This is a genomic window from Chryseobacterium sp. CT-SW4, from assembly GCF_048572715.1.
GTDB lineage: Bacteria > Bacteroidota > Bacteroidia > Flavobacteriales > Weeksellaceae > Chryseobacterium.
The window spans coordinates 3,043,303-3,059,609 of record NZ_CP183840.1; the positions used below are offsets into that span (position 1 = coordinate 3,043,303).

At 38.4% G+C, this 16,307-nt stretch carries 17 protein-coding genes; 11 read left to right on the forward strand and 6 right to left on the reverse strand.

Features of this window, described 5'->3' with window-relative positions; genetic code table 11:
- Nucleotides 1-34: 34 nt before the first annotated feature.
- The 3 genes from ABJ974_RS13670 to ABJ974_RS13680 form a co-directional block, all read right to left on the reverse strand.
- Nucleotides 35-985, reverse strand: a complete 951-nt coding sequence (locus tag ABJ974_RS13670; RefSeq protein ID WP_419868793.1) for a PorP/SprF family type IX secretion system membrane protein — start codon at nt 983-985, stop codon at nt 35-37.
- Nucleotides 986-1,036: 51 nt separating this feature from the next.
- A complete protein-coding gene (locus ABJ974_RS13675) occupies nt 1,037-2,101 on the reverse strand; it encodes an RluA family pseudouridine synthase (RefSeq protein WP_419868794.1) in 1,065 nt (354 codons plus the stop codon).
- Nucleotides 2,102-2,175: 74 nt separating this feature from the next.
- Complete coding sequence (locus ABJ974_RS13680; protein ID WP_419868795.1) at nt 2,176-3,276, reverse strand: PASTA domain-containing protein; 1,101 nt, start codon at nt 3,274-3,276, stop codon at nt 2,176-2,178.
- Between the two features lie 155 nt (nt 3,277-3,431).
- Here ABJ974_RS13680 and ABJ974_RS13685 point away from each other — a divergent pair, with 155 nt between their 5' ends.
- From ABJ974_RS13685 to ABJ974_RS13695, 3 genes are all read left to right on the forward strand, one after another.
- On the forward strand, nt 3,432-4,424 hold the full coding sequence (locus ABJ974_RS13685) for a D-alanine--D-alanine ligase (protein WP_419868796.1): 993 nt from the start codon (nt 3,432-3,434) through the stop codon (nt 4,422-4,424).
- Between the two features lie 2 nt (nt 4,425-4,426).
- Nucleotides 4,427-4,900 (forward strand): pantetheine-phosphate adenylyltransferase, encoded by a 474-nt coding sequence (gene coaD / locus ABJ974_RS13690; RefSeq protein WP_419868797.1) that lies wholly within the window; start codon nt 4,427-4,429, stop codon nt 4,898-4,900.
- 75 nt (nt 4,901-4,975) lie between these two features.
- Nucleotides 4,976-5,608, forward strand: a complete 633-nt coding sequence (locus ABJ974_RS13695; protein ID WP_419868798.1) for a trimeric intracellular cation channel family protein — start codon at nt 4,976-4,978, stop codon at nt 5,606-5,608.
- Between the two features lie 48 nt (nt 5,609-5,656).
- Here ABJ974_RS13695 and ABJ974_RS13700 read toward each other — a convergent pair whose 3' ends face one another.
- Nucleotides 5,657-6,226, reverse strand: a complete 570-nt coding sequence (locus tag ABJ974_RS13700) for a DUF2892 domain-containing protein (RefSeq protein WP_419868799.1) — start codon at nt 6,224-6,226, stop codon at nt 5,657-5,659.
- 43 nt (nt 6,227-6,269) lie between these two features.
- Nucleotides 6,270-6,758 carry a dihydrofolate reductase gene (locus tag ABJ974_RS13705; protein ID WP_419868800.1) on the reverse strand — a complete coding sequence of 163 codons (489 nt, stop codon included), beginning with the start codon at nt 6,756-6,758 and terminating at the stop codon, nt 6,270-6,272.
- Nucleotides 6,759-6,833: 75 nt separating this feature from the next.
- On the opposite strand from ABJ974_RS13705, the gene ABJ974_RS13710 reads away from it, so the two are divergent.
- The 6 genes from ABJ974_RS13710 to ABJ974_RS13735 all read left to right on the forward strand — a co-directional run bounded on the left by ABJ974_RS13710 (nt 6,834) and on the right by ABJ974_RS13735 (nt 12,153).
- The gene (locus ABJ974_RS13710; RefSeq protein ID WP_419868801.1) at nt 6,834-7,442 is read left to right on the forward strand and encodes a LemA family protein; all 609 of its coding nucleotides are present in this window, start codon (nt 6,834-6,836) and stop codon (nt 7,440-7,442) included.
- A gap of 3 nt (nt 7,443-7,445) precedes the next feature.
- The gene (locus ABJ974_RS13715; protein ID WP_419868802.1) at nt 7,446-7,877 is read left to right on the forward strand and encodes a TPM domain-containing protein; all 432 of its coding nucleotides are present in this window, start codon (nt 7,446-7,448) and stop codon (nt 7,875-7,877) included.
- On the forward strand, nt 7,858-8,652 hold the full coding sequence (locus ABJ974_RS13720; RefSeq protein ID WP_419868803.1) for a TPM domain-containing protein: 795 nt from the start codon (nt 7,858-7,860) through the stop codon (nt 8,650-8,652). Before ABJ974_RS13715 ends, ABJ974_RS13720 begins: the two co-directional genes overlap by 20 nt.
- Nucleotides 8,653-8,836: 184 nt before the next feature.
- Nucleotides 8,837-9,358 carry an NAD(P)H-dependent oxidoreductase gene (locus ABJ974_RS13725; protein ID WP_419868804.1) on the forward strand — a complete coding sequence of 174 codons (522 nt, stop codon included), beginning with the start codon at nt 8,837-8,839 and terminating at the stop codon, nt 9,356-9,358.
- Nucleotides 9,359-9,362: 4 nt separating this feature from the next.
- A complete protein-coding gene (locus tag ABJ974_RS13730) occupies nt 9,363-11,240 on the forward strand; it encodes a monovalent cation:proton antiporter-2 (CPA2) family protein (RefSeq protein ID WP_419868805.1) in 1,878 nt (625 codons plus the stop codon).
- A gap of 175 nt (nt 11,241-11,415) precedes the next feature.
- Nucleotides 11,416-12,153 (forward strand): carbonic anhydrase, encoded by a 738-nt coding sequence (locus tag ABJ974_RS13735; protein WP_419868806.1) that lies wholly within the window; start codon nt 11,416-11,418, stop codon nt 12,151-12,153.
- Between the two features lie 44 nt (nt 12,154-12,197).
- Here ABJ974_RS13735 and ABJ974_RS13740 read toward each other — a convergent pair whose 3' ends face one another.
- Nucleotides 12,198-13,010, reverse strand: coding sequence for a GIN domain-containing protein (locus tag ABJ974_RS13740; protein WP_419868807.1), 813 nt, complete (start codon nt 13,008-13,010; stop codon nt 12,198-12,200).
- Nucleotides 13,011-13,068: 58 nt separating this feature from the next.
- Here ABJ974_RS13740 and ABJ974_RS13745 point away from each other — a divergent pair, with 58 nt between their 5' ends.
- Together ABJ974_RS13745 and ABJ974_RS13750 are read left to right on the forward strand one after the other, a co-directional pair.
- A complete protein-coding gene (locus ABJ974_RS13745; RefSeq protein WP_419868808.1) occupies nt 13,069-15,210 on the forward strand; it encodes a M3 family metallopeptidase in 2,142 nt (713 codons plus the stop codon).
- A 303-nt stretch (nt 15,211-15,513) separates the two neighbouring features.
- Nucleotides 15,514-16,296 (forward strand): class I SAM-dependent methyltransferase, encoded by a 783-nt coding sequence (locus ABJ974_RS13750; RefSeq protein WP_419868809.1) that lies wholly within the window; start codon nt 15,514-15,516, stop codon nt 16,294-16,296.
- Nucleotides 16,297-16,307: the final 11 nt, after the last annotated feature.

Below are 16,307 nucleotides of genomic sequence, written 5' to 3' on the forward strand. Positions count from 1 at the left end.
AATCAGAGCTCAAATTTATTTAAATTAAATCATATTAATATCTAAATCCTCTACGATTAATAAAGTTATCGAAATTATATCCCATAGAGATCATGAAACTGTTTCCGCCATAATCCTGAATATCAGATAATCCAAGGTTATAAGTGGCACCGATCATGAATTTATTAAATTTAACCTTAATGATAGGAGAAATACTTAGCTGCTGGTTGTCAAATCTGTTTTGAACCGCTCTGTAACTTACCCCTGCAGAAAATGAATTGATATCATTAAAGAAAGTTGCTACCAGGTTGTAATCCACCATTCTTGTTGAATTGGTATTCAAGTTGACCAATACAGAAGGCGTTACAAACATATTATCTGCAAAATGCCAGTCATATCCAAGGTTCAGGAAAAACTTGATTGGAGAAGGTTCGTAGTTGTTTACGATGGACTCATCATTACTTAAAGCGATATCGTTTACCGATACACCCCCGAATAGGTTTTTATAGGTTGCAGCCAAACCAAAGTTGGCATACACCATGAAAATATTACTTTCATTACCTTGTAATAAAGGATCATATCCGTCTTCCGTATTAATTTTTGAATAATCAAAATTCATATTATAGAAGTTCACACTGGTACCAAAAGAAAACTGGTCTCTTCTCTCCCCTTCACTACTTAGAGGAATAAAATAAGAAGCTCCCGCTGTAATACCTCCTGCAGAGATAGGACCGTTACTGTCTCTGAAAACAGAAATACCCGCACCTACTCTATCGAAAATATTAGCATTAATTCCTATAGACTGTACATTAGGGGACTCACTAAATTTTGAAAATTGCTGTTGATAATTGAGATTAAGCTGTACATCATCGGTTTTTCCGTATTGTGCCGGATTAAACAGGAAGTCACCATCCAAGAGATATTGTTGATAATATGGTAGTGATTCTTGTGCTTTGTATGCATTCGACAAAAGAGCTAAACATACGATAGCATATAGTTTTCTCATAACAAATCTTGATTTCAATTCAACAAATATAAAAAAATTCTCAATATATTTTTAGTTTTCCAAATAATTTCTCCATTTTTTTACGGCATCCGCCATATCTTGCGGCATTGGGCTTTCAAAATACAATTCCTTTTTTGTTGTCGGATGTATAAAACCTAAAGTATGAGCATGGAGGGCATGTCTGGGCAAAATTTCAAAAACGTTTTTTATAAACTGCTTATACTTAGGCAAATTAACTCCTCTCAGAGGTGTATGTCCCTCATATCTTTCATCATTAAACAACGTATGTCCGATATGCTTGAAATGAGCCCGTATCTGGTGGGTTCTCCCGGTTTCCAGCTTACATTCCACCCACGTCATATATTTAAATCTTTCCAACACCTTATAATGCGTCACCGCATGTTTTCCCTGACTTCCGTCTTCATATACCGACATTTGCATCCTGTTTTTGGGATGCCGTCCGATATGTCCTCTTATCGTCCCTTCATCGTCCTTAATATTTCCCCATACAAAAGCCCAGTAAAGCCTTTTCGTAGTACGGTCAAAAAACTGCTTGGCCAGAAAGCTCAGAGCATATTCATTTTTGGCAATAACGAGCAGTCCGGAGGTGTCTTTATCTATTCTGTGCACCAATCCTACTCTGTCCAGATCCGATTTTTGTCCGTTTTTTTCAAAATGAAAAGCCAATGCATTCACCAGCGTTCCGTCCCAGTTCCCGAATCCCGGATGCACCACCATTCCCGCTTCTTTATCTACAACGACTAAATCGTCATCTTCGTATACAATATTAATGGGTATATCCTGAGGAATAATGACATTTTCCCGCGGAGGATGAGTGAGCAATACAGAAATCTGATCTCCGGGCTTCACTCGGTAATTCTGCTTAACAGGTATACCGTTCACGACAACATTTCCTGCTCTGCAGGTCTGTGAAATTTTATTTCTTGAAGAATTCTGTCTGTAAATCAGGAGAAATTTATCAATTCTCAAAGGTTCCTGTTTGCTGTCCACAGTTATATTAAGGTGTTCATACAGCCCCTTATTTTCCTCATCTATGTCAATAGCTTCGGAGTTTAATAATTCTTCATCTAAAAAATCCTCGTTATCTTCTGTCATTATTTCATTTTTTACATAAAAGGCTTCAACATTATATATAAAGTTGAAGCCTGTAATTTTATTATAAATGAGTCTTACTCTACGACTACCTTTTTAGCTTTAGGCTTTTGAGCCGGCTGTTGTGCAGTGGTGGTCGTTTTGTTATTTCCTGTATTGGAACTGCTTGCTGCATTGGTATTGTTTCCGGTAGTGGAAGCTTTTGGTTTAGCCTCTGCCTTAGGTTTTTCCGTGGTAGCAGCAGGTTTTGTTTCGGTTTTTGCCGGCTCTTTAGGAGCTTCCCTTCTAGGAGCTGGCGCCGGAGGAGGTGCAGATTCATATACAGGCTCATCATACGCCGGTATTTCATCATAATGTAAAGGAGGAAGAGAAGAATCTACCTTCATACGATAGATGGAATTCAGTTGTTCAATTTTAGCACTCAATTCTGCCGGTGTCTTTTTACTTGCCCAAAGATCCATCTGCATTCCCTGATCTCTCGCATCTCCTGCTGCAGGATCCTGATAATAGACAATATCCGATTCATCTTTTCCACCGTCTTCATGTTCTACCAAACCTACTTCAAACAGGCTTCTTGCAATCACGGCGCGGGCCTCCTTCACCGTTAATCCCACTACATTCGGAATAGAAATATTTCTCATAGGCCCCGATCCGATGACCACATCCACGATAGAAAATCTAGGCAGTTTGGTTCTAGGTTTTACGGCATTACCTTTATATAAGATTCTTAACACGGCATCCTTCTGAATACTCGGTTCAAAAATGGTATCTCCTACTTTCAGTCCCACCTGATCCAATCTCTGGAAAGCAAGTCCTGAATATTTATTGATTACATCCGGAACTTCTACTTTAGCCCATGTTCTAGGATTTACTTTAAGCTGAATGGCTCTTCCGTCCTTCACACGGGATCCCGGAGAAGGATAAACCTGAAGGACCTGAAACGGTCTGTATTTAGGATCATATTTAAAACTATCCACTTCATACTCCAGTCCTGCATCATCTAAGATTTTGATAGCATCATATACTGATTTATTAACTACATTAGGAACCGGGATCTCCTGCCCATGATTAGTATGATATTCCAGCCAACGGAATGTCAGCCATACCAACCCCACAAAAACTGCGACCGCCAGTACTAAATTTACTAAAACTTTCCAATTGAAAAGTGATTTAAGCATACTTTAAATTACTTGAATTACATGGCAAATATAATTAATAATTTTAGAATGGAGTTTGATAATGATGAGTTTTCGGTTTTCGATTTAAAAATTTACAATTTCACTTCTGACAATATATAATTTCATTAAATTTGCCTGAATTGATATATTTTATTATGAGCAAAAAACATGTTGCCGTAGTAATGGGAGGCTATTCTGACGAGTATGTTGTTTCATTGAAAAGCGGTCAATTAATCTATGATTCCCTGGACAGAGACCTGTATAATGTTTATAAAGTTGTTATCCTGAAAGAGGAATGGTATTTCCTGGATGAGAATGATAAAAAATATGCAATTAATAAAGGAGACTTTTCTGTAGAATTGGAAAATGGCGAAAAGTTAAATTTTGATGTTTGCTTCAATATCATACACGGAACACCCGGTGAAAACGGAATCCTGCAGGCCTACTGGGATGCTATCGGACAAGCGTATACCGGATGCGATTTTTACCAGAGTGCTTTAACGTTCAACAAAAAAGATACATTGGCTGTATTATCCAAATATGGAATTCCTTCAGCAAAAAGTATCTATTTAAGAAAAGGCGAAGAGGTCAATGAAGAAAAAATCATCAGCGAACTGGGGCTTCCTGTCTTTGTAAAACCCAATCAGTCCGGTTCTTCTCTTGGAATTTCCAAAGTAAAAGATAAATCAGAGCTAAAAGCTGCTACAGAAGTGGCTTTTAAAGAAGATGACGAAATTCTTATTGAAAGCTTCCTGAACGGAATGGAAGTTTCCATAGGCGTTATCGATTATCAAGGAGAAACAATTGTTTTAGGAATTACGGAAATTGTTCCTAAAAATGAATTCTTTGATTATCAAGCTAAATACGAAGGAGCTTCAGAAGAGATTACCCCCGCAAGAATCGACGACGAAACACGGATCCGTGTTGAAGAAATAGCCAAAAGAGCTTACAACTCACTGGGAATGAGTGGTTTTTCACGCAGCGAATATATTCTGATGGATGGAATTCCTTATATGCTGGAAATGAATACCAATCCCGGGTTCTCACCTGCCAGTATACTGCCCCAGCAGGCAAAAATTTATGGAATATCCATAAAAGACCTGTGCGGAAATGAAGTTGAAAAAGCATTAGCAAAAAAAAGAAATTAATTATGAGAATCGCTGTTTTTCCAGGATCTTTCGATCCCATCACTTTAGGACATTATGATATTATAGAAAGAGCGGCTCCTCTTTTTGATAAGCTGATTATTGCAATCGGGCAGAACTCCCAGAAAAAATATATGTTTCCCCTGGAAAAAAGAATGGAGTTCATTAAAAATGCCGTAGCTGAATTTCCCAACGTAGAGGTTGATTATTTTGAAGGCTTAACCGTTGATTACTGCTTTGAAAAAAATGCCCATTACATCATCAGAGGGTTAAGAAACCCGGCAGATTTTGAGTTTGAAAAAGCAATAGCCCACACCAACAGGACACTGGCACACAAAAAGCTGGAAACCGTTTTCTTACTTACCTCATCAGGAAAATCATTCATAAGCAGCAGCATTGTAAGGGAGATCATCACCCACGGTGGTGAATACGAATTGCTGGTTCCGGAATCCGTAAGAGTGGAATTAGCAAAAAAATAATCAGAGAAAGGGATGAATGGTAAACTATTTGCCAGGGAAGATCATTAATATTATCATTTATCATTCATATATATAATGCACGAACAACTCAATTTTGCCATCGAGATATTAGGAACGATTGCCTTTTCCATGTCGGGAAGTTTTGCGGCTATGCAAAAACGCCTTGATCCTTTCGGTGTCCTTATCATTGCTTTTATAACCTCTGTAGGAGGAGGTACCGTAAGGGATTTACTATTAGACATCCCCGTTTTCTGGATGCATGATCTTCTCATGTGCGGATTGATTCTGCTGACCAGTATTTTTTCTATGATTTTTAAGTCCCTGGAAAATAACTTTAAGGTGACCTTATTTATTTTTGACAGTTTCGGACTTGGACTGTTTACTATAATTGGGGTTCAGAAAGGACTCCACGCAGGTATTCATCCATTGATCTGTATTGCATTGGGAACGATCACCGGTTGTTTCGGAGGAATTATCCGAGATATCCTGCTTAACAGGATTCCTCTTATTTTCAGACAGGAAATCTATGCTACGGCATGTATTATAGGTGGATCTGCATTTTTATTAATGACCCATTATACCACCCTTTCTTATACTTTTGTACAGATATTTACCATTTTACTGATTGTGGCCATTAGAACCCTTGCCGTGAAATACCACTGGCAGATTCCAAGGTTTTACGGATATGACCAGAATTCTGAAATGTAATCCAAATAAAAAGTCCCGTGAAATTTCACAGGACTTTTTTATTTTTTGTTAGAAGAATTTTCCTCTCTGTCTCATATTTGGGTTGTGCATATGTTTTTGCATAGAAGGCATTTTCAACTGATCTTTCATCATTTTGATCTGATCCGTCATCATGCCTGCGCTGTCCAGCCTTTTGGCTTCTTCCAGCAATTTCTGACCTTCCTGTTTTCTTCCTTTCGAGATAGCCACTGCTGCAAGATTTAAAGTAGCCATAGCTCTGTCATGTTTCATATTAAGACCATATTCCAGTGCTTTTCTCATTAAAGGCTCTACTTTGGTAGGATTATCCTGAGCCAATGTCAATCCCTGAAGATAATGGAAATAACCATATTGGGACTTATGAAGCTGGCTTTTATAATCGGTGATATTATTTAAAAATCTGGATGCTTTTTCCATATTCTGTTTTCTCAATTGCCAGAAGGCCAACAGCATATTTTCATTTTTAAAGAAAAGAAAAATAGGAATAGCTGCCAGAAGGAAAACTACGATTCCCCATCCTAAGCTTCTTGTAAAAAACATCATATAACCTCCTGCTATAATAAGAAGTGCCGCAACTACAATTTTTATATATTTATTCATTATTAAAATTTAGAAATGCAAAGATAAAAATTACAAATCAGATTTAAAGCTTTCTTTCAAATGTTTGAAAACAAAAATCATAAGGGTTTTTCTCGTCCTTTCCGTGGCAGGTTTCCTTCACCTTTACCCAGTTATTTTCACTAATGGCAGGAAAAAATGTGTCCGCTTCCAGATCTGCTTTCACTACCGTTACTTCCAACCTATCAACGAAATCAATGGTCTGTTCATAGATGTTTCCGCCTCCGATCACAAATACTTCCTCATCTATTTTTTTAGCAAACTTTAAAGCTTCCTTTATACTTCCCACTATCAATATCCCTTCCTGAAACCAGTCTTTCTTGCGGGAAACAACGATATTGGTACGGTTTGGTAAAGGTCTTCCTATACTTTCATAGGTTTTTCTTCCCATAATAATAGGATGACCCGATGTAAGCTCTTTAAAATGTTTCAAATCTTCGGGAAGATGCCAAAGCAACTGGTTGTTGAAACCAATTTCATTTTTTTCTCCCATCGCCACCACTATTGTTGTCATCAAAAATAATTTTTCACAAAATTAGCACATAATTTGTATATTTGGGTAACACAATAAAATTTAAAAAAATAAGCTATGAAAAATAAAGGGTGTTTTAGTGCCGGAACCATAGGCATTGCTCTTCTCGTTATTGTAGTCATTTTATTCTTTTGGGGCAAAAGCGGATATAATAAATTCGTAGCTCAGGAACAGGGTGTCAATGCAAAATGGTCCAACGTGGAGACCGTATATCAGAAAAGAGCTAATTTGATTCCTAATTTGGAAAGAACGGTAAAATCCTATTCCAAATTTGAGCAGGAAACTTTAACAAAAGTGATCGAAGCCAGATCAAAAGCGACATCGGTAACCATTGATCCTACCAATGTCACGGAAGCTGATATGGCAAAATTCCAGGCTGCACAGGGAGAATTATCCGGAGCATTAAGCAGATTGATGGCTGTGGTAGAACAATATCCTAATCTGAAAGCAGACCAGCAGTATATCAATTTCCAAAGAGAGTATATTGCTATAGAAAACAGCATCAGAACAGAGACTGTTTATTATAACAATGCCGTTCAGGAATACAATACGATGATCAAGCAGTTTCCTAATAATATTTTAGCAAACTTCACCAACTTTAAAGAGAAGCCTTTATTCAAAGCGGATGCAGGAGCGAATAAAGCACCAGAAGTTTTCTCTGAATAAATAATGAATACTCATTTTCTTACAGATCAACAAATGGCTTCCCTTGTGGAAGCCATTCAGTCAGCAGAAGAACATTCTACCGGAGAAATTCGTGTGCACATTGATTCTACCACGGAAGACCATAATGCCAAAATAGCATTTGAAATTTTCAAAGAACTGTGCATGAGTAAAACCAGGGATAGAAATGCTGTACTTTTCCATGTTAATTTTGAACGAAAATACCTTACCATAATCGGAGATGTAGGAATACACGAAAGAGTACATCAATCATACTGGGATGAGCTGCATGATTACATTACCTCAGAATTTGCAAAAGGTAATTATTACCTGGCATTGAAAAGTGCTATTTTGAAAACCGGTCTTGAACTGAAAAAATATTTTCCCGTAACCGGGGAAAACAACAATGAACTTCCGAATGAGATTACCTTCTCTTAAAATACCGTTCCTTTTTTTATTTATTTGCCTGTGCAGCTTTGTATCAGCCCAATATACCATTCCTAAAAAACCAGCGGTTTTATATCCTGTATATGATGAAGCAGGGCTGCTTTCCCAACAGGAGAAAGATGCTCTTAATAATAAGCTCATCAAATTTGCGGATTCCACTTCCACGGAGATTGAAGTTATTATCATACCTTCTACCAAAGGACAGGACATCAATTTTTTAGCAACGATGTTTGGTCAGGAATGGGGAATCGGGAAAAAAAATGTGGATAACGGAATTGTTTTTCTGATTGCCACAGAGGACAGGACCATGGCCATCCAGCAAGGTAGAGCCGTAGAAACATATTTAACGGCATCGGTAGCCGGACAGATTATTGATTATATAGTAGCTCCGAACTTTAAGCAGGGCTTATGGTACGAGGGAATTGACCGTGGGACTACCGCCCTTATGGAAACGGTACAGGGTAAATTTAAACCTCAATATAAAGATTCGGGGGACCTTAGCCTTTTTAAAACTATTTTCATCGCCTTTATCATTTTTATTATCCTGATTATTTTATTCAGTAACAGAGGAGGCGGAGGTGGAAATAACGATGATGATGATGTAATTATTACCCGCAGAGGACGCAGAAATTATCCGGGTGGATTTTTCCCGTTCCCAGGCAGCTTCGGCGGCGGTGGATTCGGTGGCGGAAGCTCAGGAGGAGGTTTCGGCGGATTCGGTGGTGGCGGAAGCTTTGGCGGCGGAGGTGCCTCAGGCGGATGGTAACATAAAAATAGACTTAATCGATCATTTATTGGTCGATTATTTTTTTCTTAAAAAACTTGAATTTTTATTCTTTCCATTTGTTTTATCTAGGGGGTATTTGCTATTTTAATATTAATAAATCAATAAAACACCCTTTAAAATAGCATTATTAATTATTTTTTGTTAAATTTACTAAAAACGGGTTATGAAAAAGACGCTGGTGGTTTTTGCACACCCCTATCTGGAACACTCCAATTCTAATGTAGAATTGATCAATTTCTATGTACGGCATCAGCATTATACGCTTAGAGATCTTTATGAAGAATATCCGGATTTTCATATCGCAGCATTCAGAGAGCGAAAACGTCTGAAGGATTTCGACCGTTTTATTTTTCAGTTTCCTATTATCTGGTTTGGGATTCCTCCCCTCCTCCGCTTATGGATTGATGAAGTCTTTGACAGGGACTGGCTGAAAGAAGGAGCCGATAATCCACTTGAAGGCAAAGAAGTTTATATTCTGGTCACCACCGGCGGAAAAGAAACATCGTTCAGTAAAACCGGTACCTATCAATATACGATTGAAGAAATTATAAGCGGGCTGATTGTAGTCCTGAATGTTTTTAAAGCTGATATTAAGCATATCAAAATAGTTTACGAAGCCAATAAATTAACTAAAAAACAAATTATCGTTCATAAAAGAGAATTCGCAGATCTTTTGAACCAATAAAAATATGGAGTCTACCCTAGCTATGAATACCCTGATTTTCTTAGGCGTTGCCATTATCATGGTACCGCTGGCAAGGAAATTAGGCTTAAGTTCTGTGATAGGATATATTGCCGGAGGAATTATTATTGGCCCCTATGTTCTTAAACTTACCGGAAAAGATGTTAACGACATTATGCATGCCAGTGAGTTTGGGGTTATTATGCTTTTGTTTCTGGTAGGCCTGGAATTGGAACCCCGGAAGTTTTGGGATATGCGGAAAAAGATCGTAGGATTGGGGCTTACCCAGATGCTGCTTACGATCGCCTTGTTATTTATGATCTTCGTTACCTTCGGGTGGAAAGTGGATAAGGCAATTGCCGTTGCGATGTGTTTCGCTTTGTCTTCCACTGCCATTGTCCTTCAGACCTTACAGGAAAAAAACAATTTAAAAACCACTGCCGGAGAAGCTTCATTTGCGACCTTATTATTCCAGGATATCGCTGTAATCCCGATTCTGGCCCTTTTACCTATTATTGCCAATTATAAATCGCGACATCACGACAATGAAATACAGATCCTTATTCAAAAGCTTCCTGAATGGCTGCAGGCGGGAACGGTAATTTTAGGAGTTACTATTCTCATTTTATTAGGTAAATATGTATTTGTTCCTTTTTTAAGATATGTCTCGAAATCCGGAATGACAGAGCTTTTGACGGCATCTTCCCTGTTTTTGGTAATCGGTGTTTCGGAATTAATGGTGGCCATCGGCCTATCCCCTGCCTTAGGTGCTTTCCTTGCCGGTGTGATGCTTGCCAACAGTGAATTCCGTCATGAACTGGAAGCCCAGATCGATCCTTTTAAAGGATTGTTGCTCGCCGTCTTTTTTGTAAGTGTAGGTTCCACCATCAATTTTAATATTATCCAAAATGATCCGTTGTTTATATTCAGTACGGTTTTTGTCGTTTTGGTGGTGAAGTTTATGGTCCTCTATGCCATCGGAAAGTTTTTCCGGATAGATACACCGCAAAGCTTATTTTATGCTTTTGCTCTTTCCCAGGTGGGAGAATTTGCTTTCGTACTGATAAATTTCGCCTCCAATCTTTATCTTCTAAGTCCTGAAATGAATGCTCAAATGATGGCGGTTACCGCTATTACCATGTGCATTACCCCATTCCTGCTTATCATCAATGAAAAGTTTCTTTCGCCCAGGTTCATCAACCAGATCCCTCCGGAAGAAAGTGACTTTAATATCCTTGATGACCAGGTTCCCCAGAAGAAAATTATTATCGTAGGGTTCGGACATTTTGGAAGTACGGTGGGAAGACTTTTAAAAGCCAATAAAATCTCAGCAACAGTGCTGGACAGGGATTCGGACCGTGTAAAAATGCTGAGAAGCTACGGTTTTAAAGTATATTTTGGTGATGCTACCCGGATTCCTATATTACGGGCGGCCGGAATTGAAGATGCTGAAATTCTCGTGCTATGTCTTGACGATCCGGATGATAACAAATTTATTGCGGACATGGTTCGTGAGCATTATCCTGATGTAAAGATATTTGTAAGGGCTAAAAACAGAATTGACGCCTATGATTACCTCAACAATGGTATTGAAAATATATATCGTGAAACATTGGGAACCGCTGTGGATATGGCAGTAGATGTTCTTCATGAAACCGGTATGAGAAAATATGCGGCAAGACGTCTCGGACAAAGATTTATGGCTATTGATAAGGCTTCCGTAAGAAAACTCGCTAAAATCCGGAAAGAAGATAATGATTTCGCCCTCTTTACGACTAAAGAAATTCTTCAGAGAGAAGAGGAATTACTGGCCTATGACAATTTAAATTTCGATTTTAATAATTCGGATGATTCTTTGCTCAATGACGAAGAAAACGGTAATTAATTTTTAAAATCCCATTTTTTTATAAAAAATGATAAGGTGCTTATTTTTTCTATACAATAAATCAATTATTCTTCCATAATTTCCTATACCTGAAGTGGTAACTTTGCATTGTTATTTACAATTGGGATTTCCCTATTTCTTCAAGGTAAATAACTTTTCAAACAAAAACCATCTAATGAAAAAATTTTTTTTAACTATGAGTCTCTGTACTCTAGGGTTCGTAAATGCCCAACATCACTGGGGATATGAAGGCAATGAAGCTCCTGAACACTGGGGAGAAATTGAAGGTAACGAAAAGTGCGGTAAAAGTTCCGCACAGTCTCCTATTGATATTCTGACTTCGGCAGTAGCTTCTAAGAAAGGGGCAAAACCGGAATTCCATTATGATGCCGGGGATATAAAGAATATCACCGATAACGGTCACACGCTGCAGTTTGATTTTAAAGAAGGAAATTATGTTATTTATAATAACAAAAAGTATTTCCTGCTTCAGTTTCATGCTCATGAGGAATCTGAACATACGATAGACGGAATACGTTATCCTCTGGAACTTCACTTCGTACATAAGGCTCTGGACGGATCTGTTCTTGTAATTGCAGTAATGGCTAAAGAGGGTGCCGAAAACTCTCATTTTGAGAAGCTGAAAGTTTTTAAAAGCTTAGCTAAAAACGGAAAAGAAGATATTGAGATCAACTTTAATCCTGAAAAAATGTACCCTCATAATAAGGCTCATTATACTTACGCAGGCTCCCTTACGACTCCTCCGTGCTCAGACAATGTGACTTGGGTGCTATTCAAAAACCCGATTGAAATGACCGAAGAGGAAATTAAGGATATTGCCAAACATCTTCCGAAAAGTAATAACCGGCCAATCCAGCCGCTTAACGGCCGGGTAGTTTCCGGAATAAAATAATCTGAAAATAAAATCGACTTTCCAAGGAAAGTCGATTTTTATAATTATTGAATACTGACACTTCCGCCGCTATTCTCCTGTTTATTAATAGTTGTTAAGTTTCCTTTTTTGTAAACATTAACACTTCCTCCTGAGGACGCTTTACCTTCTACTGCTGAAGTGGCACTTATTTCAATACTACTTCCACTGGAAGCGTCTGCCTTTAAATGATCCACCACTACTTCTTTGCCGGAAATGCTGCTTCCTGAAGAAGCACTCAGATCTGCATTTTTAGATTTACCCGATATACTTACACTCGCTGCAGAAGAGGCTTCAACGTCTAAATCTACGGCCCAAATCTTTCCTTCAAAGCTACTGCTGCTGCTTACATTGATGTCAAGCTCATTGGCTTCAATATGTCCGGAAATACTGGCTGCACTGGAAGCATCTATATCTGTTTTTTCCTGGGTAAACTGATCTTTTACTTTGATTTTAGCTGCGGAACTGGCTTTTAGTTTGTTGAAATCCCTGGCATAGATCTTCGCTGTCACTTTACTGGTATTCATCACACGGATTCCCGGTTTGTAATGAATATGTAATTTTCCGCCATCGTTATCAATTAAAATTTCATTAATGATATTTTCGGGAGCGGAAACTACGACTCTCTCTGTTTCCGATTTTATTACTTCGGCTTCTATAGCCTGCGAAACTTCAATTTCATCAAAATCACCGCTGTATTCCTTCTGACGCTCAGGGCCATTATCTTTATTGGTAACTTTTGATACCCAGTCACTTTTCCTGTCCTGCCTTTCATGCTTATCTTTGCATGAAGACAATAACACAAAAGCTGAAAAAATAAAAATGGTTGTAGATCTCATGTTTACTGCTTTTATACGTTAAGTTTTAATATCTTTATATTTTAATAACAACTAATTTATGAAAAATATTTCATCAGTATTATTAATTTCTGCCTTGGCATTTAACTACTCTTGTACAACAATGAAAACAAAAGATACTCAGCAGGAAGCTCAGCACCTTGATCCTTCCTTGTCATCCAATCCTTTCATGAAAAAAAGCAGGCTTCAATATGAAGCTCCGGAATTTGATAAAATCAAAGATGAACACTTTAAACCCGCTTTTGATTTCGGGTTGAAACAGCATGATGCCGAAATAGTGAAAATTGCGGATAATCCTGATGCTCCTACCTTTGAAAACACCATCGTAGCTTTGGAAAAGAGCGGTGAGGTACTGAAAAGAGCAATGATTGTATTCTCTAATTTAACAGGTGCCAATACGAACCCTACATTGCAGGCTCTGGATGAGGAATATGCTCCTGTTTTTGCAGCACATTCTGATAAAATGTACCTTAATGATAATCTTTATAAAAGAATTAAGGCAATAAAAGAGAACGGCCTGGATTCCGAAAGTAAAAAGCTTTTACAATATTATAAACAAAATTTTGAGATTGCGGGAGCTAATTTATCTGCAGCAGATAAGGAAAAATTAAAGCAGGTCAACCAGGAACTGGCTTCACTTTCGACTCAATATTCAAACAAATTACTGGAAGCTAGAAAACAGGGAGGTGTTTTCTTTTCCGATGCGAAAGAATTGGACGGTCTCACCTCTGACGAAATCGCCGCCGCCGCCATTGACGCTAAAAGTGCCGGCCAGGAAGGAAAATATTTGATTGCATTACAAAATACTACTCAGCAACCTGTTTTACAAAACCTTAAAAACAGAGCTACGAGAGAGAAATTATTTAAAGCTTCATGGCTACGGGCCGAAAAAAATGACGGGAACGATACCCGGCAAACTATTGAAAAGCTGGCACAGCTTCGATTAAAGAAAGCACAGATTTTAGGAAAGAAAAGTTTTGCGGAATGGAAACTGCAGGATCAAATGGCAAAAACACCGGATGCTGCTATCAAGCTTATGAATCAGATTGCGGCTCCTGCTGTGGAAACAGCTGCACGTGAAGCTAAGGATATACAGGATTTGATCGATCAGCAAAAAGGTGGATTTAAAGTAGAGCCTTGGGATTGGAACTTTTATTCCGAGCAGGTAAGAAAAGCTAAATATGATCTGGATGAAAATCAGATTAAACCTTATTTTGAAGTAACGACCGTATTGGAGAAAGGTGTTTTCTACGCTGCTGAAAAATTCTACGGAATTACTTTTAAAAAGAGAACCGATTTACCGGTTTACCACCCTGATGTGGTAGCTTACGAAGTTTTTGACCACGATGGTAAGTCTATTGCAATTTATTATCTGGACTTTTATACCAGGGATTCTAAAAACGGTGGTGCATGGATGAGCAATTTTGTGGAACAGTCTTATCTTCTGGGAACCAAACCCGTTATCGTGAACTGTTTCAATTATCAGAAGCCTGCACCGGGCAAGCCTTCTTTAATAAGCTATGATGATGTAACTACCATGTTCCATGAATTTGGGCATTCCATCCACGGAATGTTTGCGAGTCAGAAGTACCCTTCTCTTTCAGGTACGAATGTTCCAAGGGATTTTGTAGAATTCCCATCCCAGATTAATGAACATTGGGCTCTAGATCCTGTAATCTTGAAAAACTATGCCGTTCATTATGAGTCTAAGCAGCCTATTCCTCAGGCTTTGGTAGATAAAATTAAAAAAGCGGCAAACTTTAATCAGGGATATATGACCACGGAACTTGTTTCTGCTGCCGCCCTGGATATGGACTGGCATACGGTGACCAATGAAAGTCAGCTGATCCCGGTTCTGGATTTTGAAAAACAATCTTTAGCCAGACACGGATTTACTTTGGCGACCGTTCCTCCGAGATATCACACTCCTTATTTTGCACACATCTGGGGAGGTGGTTACTCAGCCGGATATTATGCTTATCTGTGGTCCGAAACTCTTGATAATGACGCATGGGAATGGATCAAAGATAATGGTGGACTTACCCGTGAAAACGGTGACCGTTTCAGAAAGTACATCCTGTCCGTCGGAAATTCCGTTGATCTGAACCAGGCATTCAGAGATTTTACGGGCCATGACCCTGATATCAAGCCTTTATTAAGAAACAGAGGATTTATAAAATAATTACCGGAGAATAATCATACAAACAGAGGGAGTTTCCCTCTGTTTTCCGTTAGTGGAAAATGGTCATCCGGGAACAGCTAAGCATCCTAATTTTATTTAAGTTAAATTCACTATCTTTGAAGGATGACAAACAGATTACAAACGATTCTGGTTTAGTAAACAGTTAGTATTTTACTAACTGTCCCTTAAGTTTTGCTCCCGATGAATCTTTCCGGGGGTGGTTTTTCATTTATTTTTTTAATATGTATATCATGTCTGAAACATTTTTGATGTTTCCCATGAATACACTATACTTTTATAACAATGAGTAACGAAAACATTACAACCATTCATGAATTCGATTTTAATTTAATTTGTGAATTCTTTTTAAATATACCGCGACAGGGGCCTGGTAGTCCCGAAGTAACCTTGAAAGCCCTTAGTTTTATAGATAACCTTACGGACCAATCCGTTATTGCAGATATCGGCTGCGGAACGGGTGGACAGACGATGGTGATGGCACAACATACACCGGGACATATTTCAGGCTTTGATATTTTTCCGGCATTTATCGACCGGTTCAACGATAACGCCAGAAAACTGAATGTACAGAACCGGGTGAAGGGTATTGTCCGCTCTATGGAGAATCTTCCTTTTAAAGATGAAGAGCTGGATCTGATCTGGTCGGAAGGAGCCATCTATAATATTGGCTTTGAACGGGGATTCACCGAATGGCGGAAATTTTTAAAACCTGGAGGATATATTGCAGTAACAGAAACTTCGTGGTTTACTGAACAGCGTCCGGCGGAAATTGAGAAGTATTGTAAACCTCATTTTCCTGAAATAAATACGATATCCCATAAAGTAGCACAAATCCAAAAAGCCGGATATATGCCTGTTGCCTCCTTTATTCTCCCTACTACCTGCTGGACGGATCATTATTTTACGCCATTAATTAAAGCTCAGGAAGTATTTCTGGAAAAGTATGCGGGAAATAAAACAGCAGAGGAGTTTATAGCGCTCCAAAATAAAGACATTGCCATGTATAATACGTATAAAGACTTCTATGGTTATGTATTTTATATTGCCAAAAAGGTAGAATATTGATTGCAGATGAA

What these genes read in the sequence shown, in the direction of transcription:
- ABJ974_RS13705 (WP_419868800.1), bottom strand. Translation starts at nt 6,758, where the DNA reads ATGACAACAATAGTGGTGGCGATGGGAGAAAAAAATGAAATTGGTTTC.
- ABJ974_RS13740 (WP_419868807.1), bottom strand. Translation starts at nt 13,010, where the DNA reads ATGAGATCTACAACCATTTTTATTTTTTCAGCTTTTGTGTTATTGTCT.
- ABJ974_RS13735 (WP_419868806.1), top strand. Translation starts at nt 11,416, where the DNA reads ATGAAAAAATTTTTTTTAACTATGAGTCTCTGTACTCTAGGGTTCGTA.
- ABJ974_RS13685 (WP_419868796.1), top strand. Translation starts at nt 3,432, where the DNA reads ATGAGCAAAAAACATGTTGCCGTAGTAATGGGAGGCTATTCTGACGAG.
- ABJ974_RS13720 (WP_419868803.1), top strand. Translation starts at nt 7,858, where the DNA reads ATGAGATTACCTTCTCTTAAAATACCGTTCCTTTTTTTATTTATTTGC.
- ABJ974_RS13730 (WP_419868805.1), top strand. Translation starts at nt 9,363, where the DNA reads ATGGAGTCTACCCTAGCTATGAATACCCTGATTTTCTTAGGCGTTGCC.
- ABJ974_RS13745 (WP_419868808.1), top strand. Translation starts at nt 13,069, where the DNA reads ATGAAAAATATTTCATCAGTATTATTAATTTCTGCCTTGGCATTTAAC.
- ABJ974_RS13710 (WP_419868801.1), top strand. Translation starts at nt 6,834, where the DNA reads ATGAAAAATAAAGGGTGTTTTAGTGCCGGAACCATAGGCATTGCTCTT.
- ABJ974_RS13725 (WP_419868804.1), top strand. Translation starts at nt 8,837, where the DNA reads ATGAAAAAGACGCTGGTGGTTTTTGCACACCCCTATCTGGAACACTCC.
- ABJ974_RS13670 (WP_419868793.1), bottom strand. Translation starts at nt 985, where the DNA reads ATGAGAAAACTATATGCTATCGTATGTTTAGCTCTTTTGTCGAATGCA.
- coaD (WP_419868797.1), top strand. Translation starts at nt 4,427, where the DNA reads ATGAGAATCGCTGTTTTTCCAGGATCTTTCGATCCCATCACTTTAGGA.
- ABJ974_RS13750 (WP_419868809.1), top strand. Translation starts at nt 15,514, where the DNA reads ATGAGTAACGAAAACATTACAACCATTCATGAATTCGATTTTAATTTA.
- ABJ974_RS13680 (WP_419868795.1), bottom strand. Translation starts at nt 3,276, where the DNA reads ATGCTTAAATCACTTTTCAATTGGAAAGTTTTAGTAAATTTAGTACTG.
- ABJ974_RS13715 (WP_419868802.1), top strand. Translation starts at nt 7,446, where the DNA reads ATGAATACTCATTTTCTTACAGATCAACAAATGGCTTCCCTTGTGGAA.
- ABJ974_RS13700 (WP_419868799.1), bottom strand. Translation starts at nt 6,226, where the DNA reads ATGAATAAATATATAAAAATTGTAGTTGCGGCACTTCTTATTATAGCA.
- ABJ974_RS13695 (WP_419868798.1), top strand. Translation starts at nt 4,976, where the DNA reads ATGCACGAACAACTCAATTTTGCCATCGAGATATTAGGAACGATTGCC.
- ABJ974_RS13675 (WP_419868794.1), bottom strand. Translation starts at nt 2,101, where the DNA reads ATGACAGAAGATAACGAGGATTTTTTAGATGAAGAATTATTAAACTCC.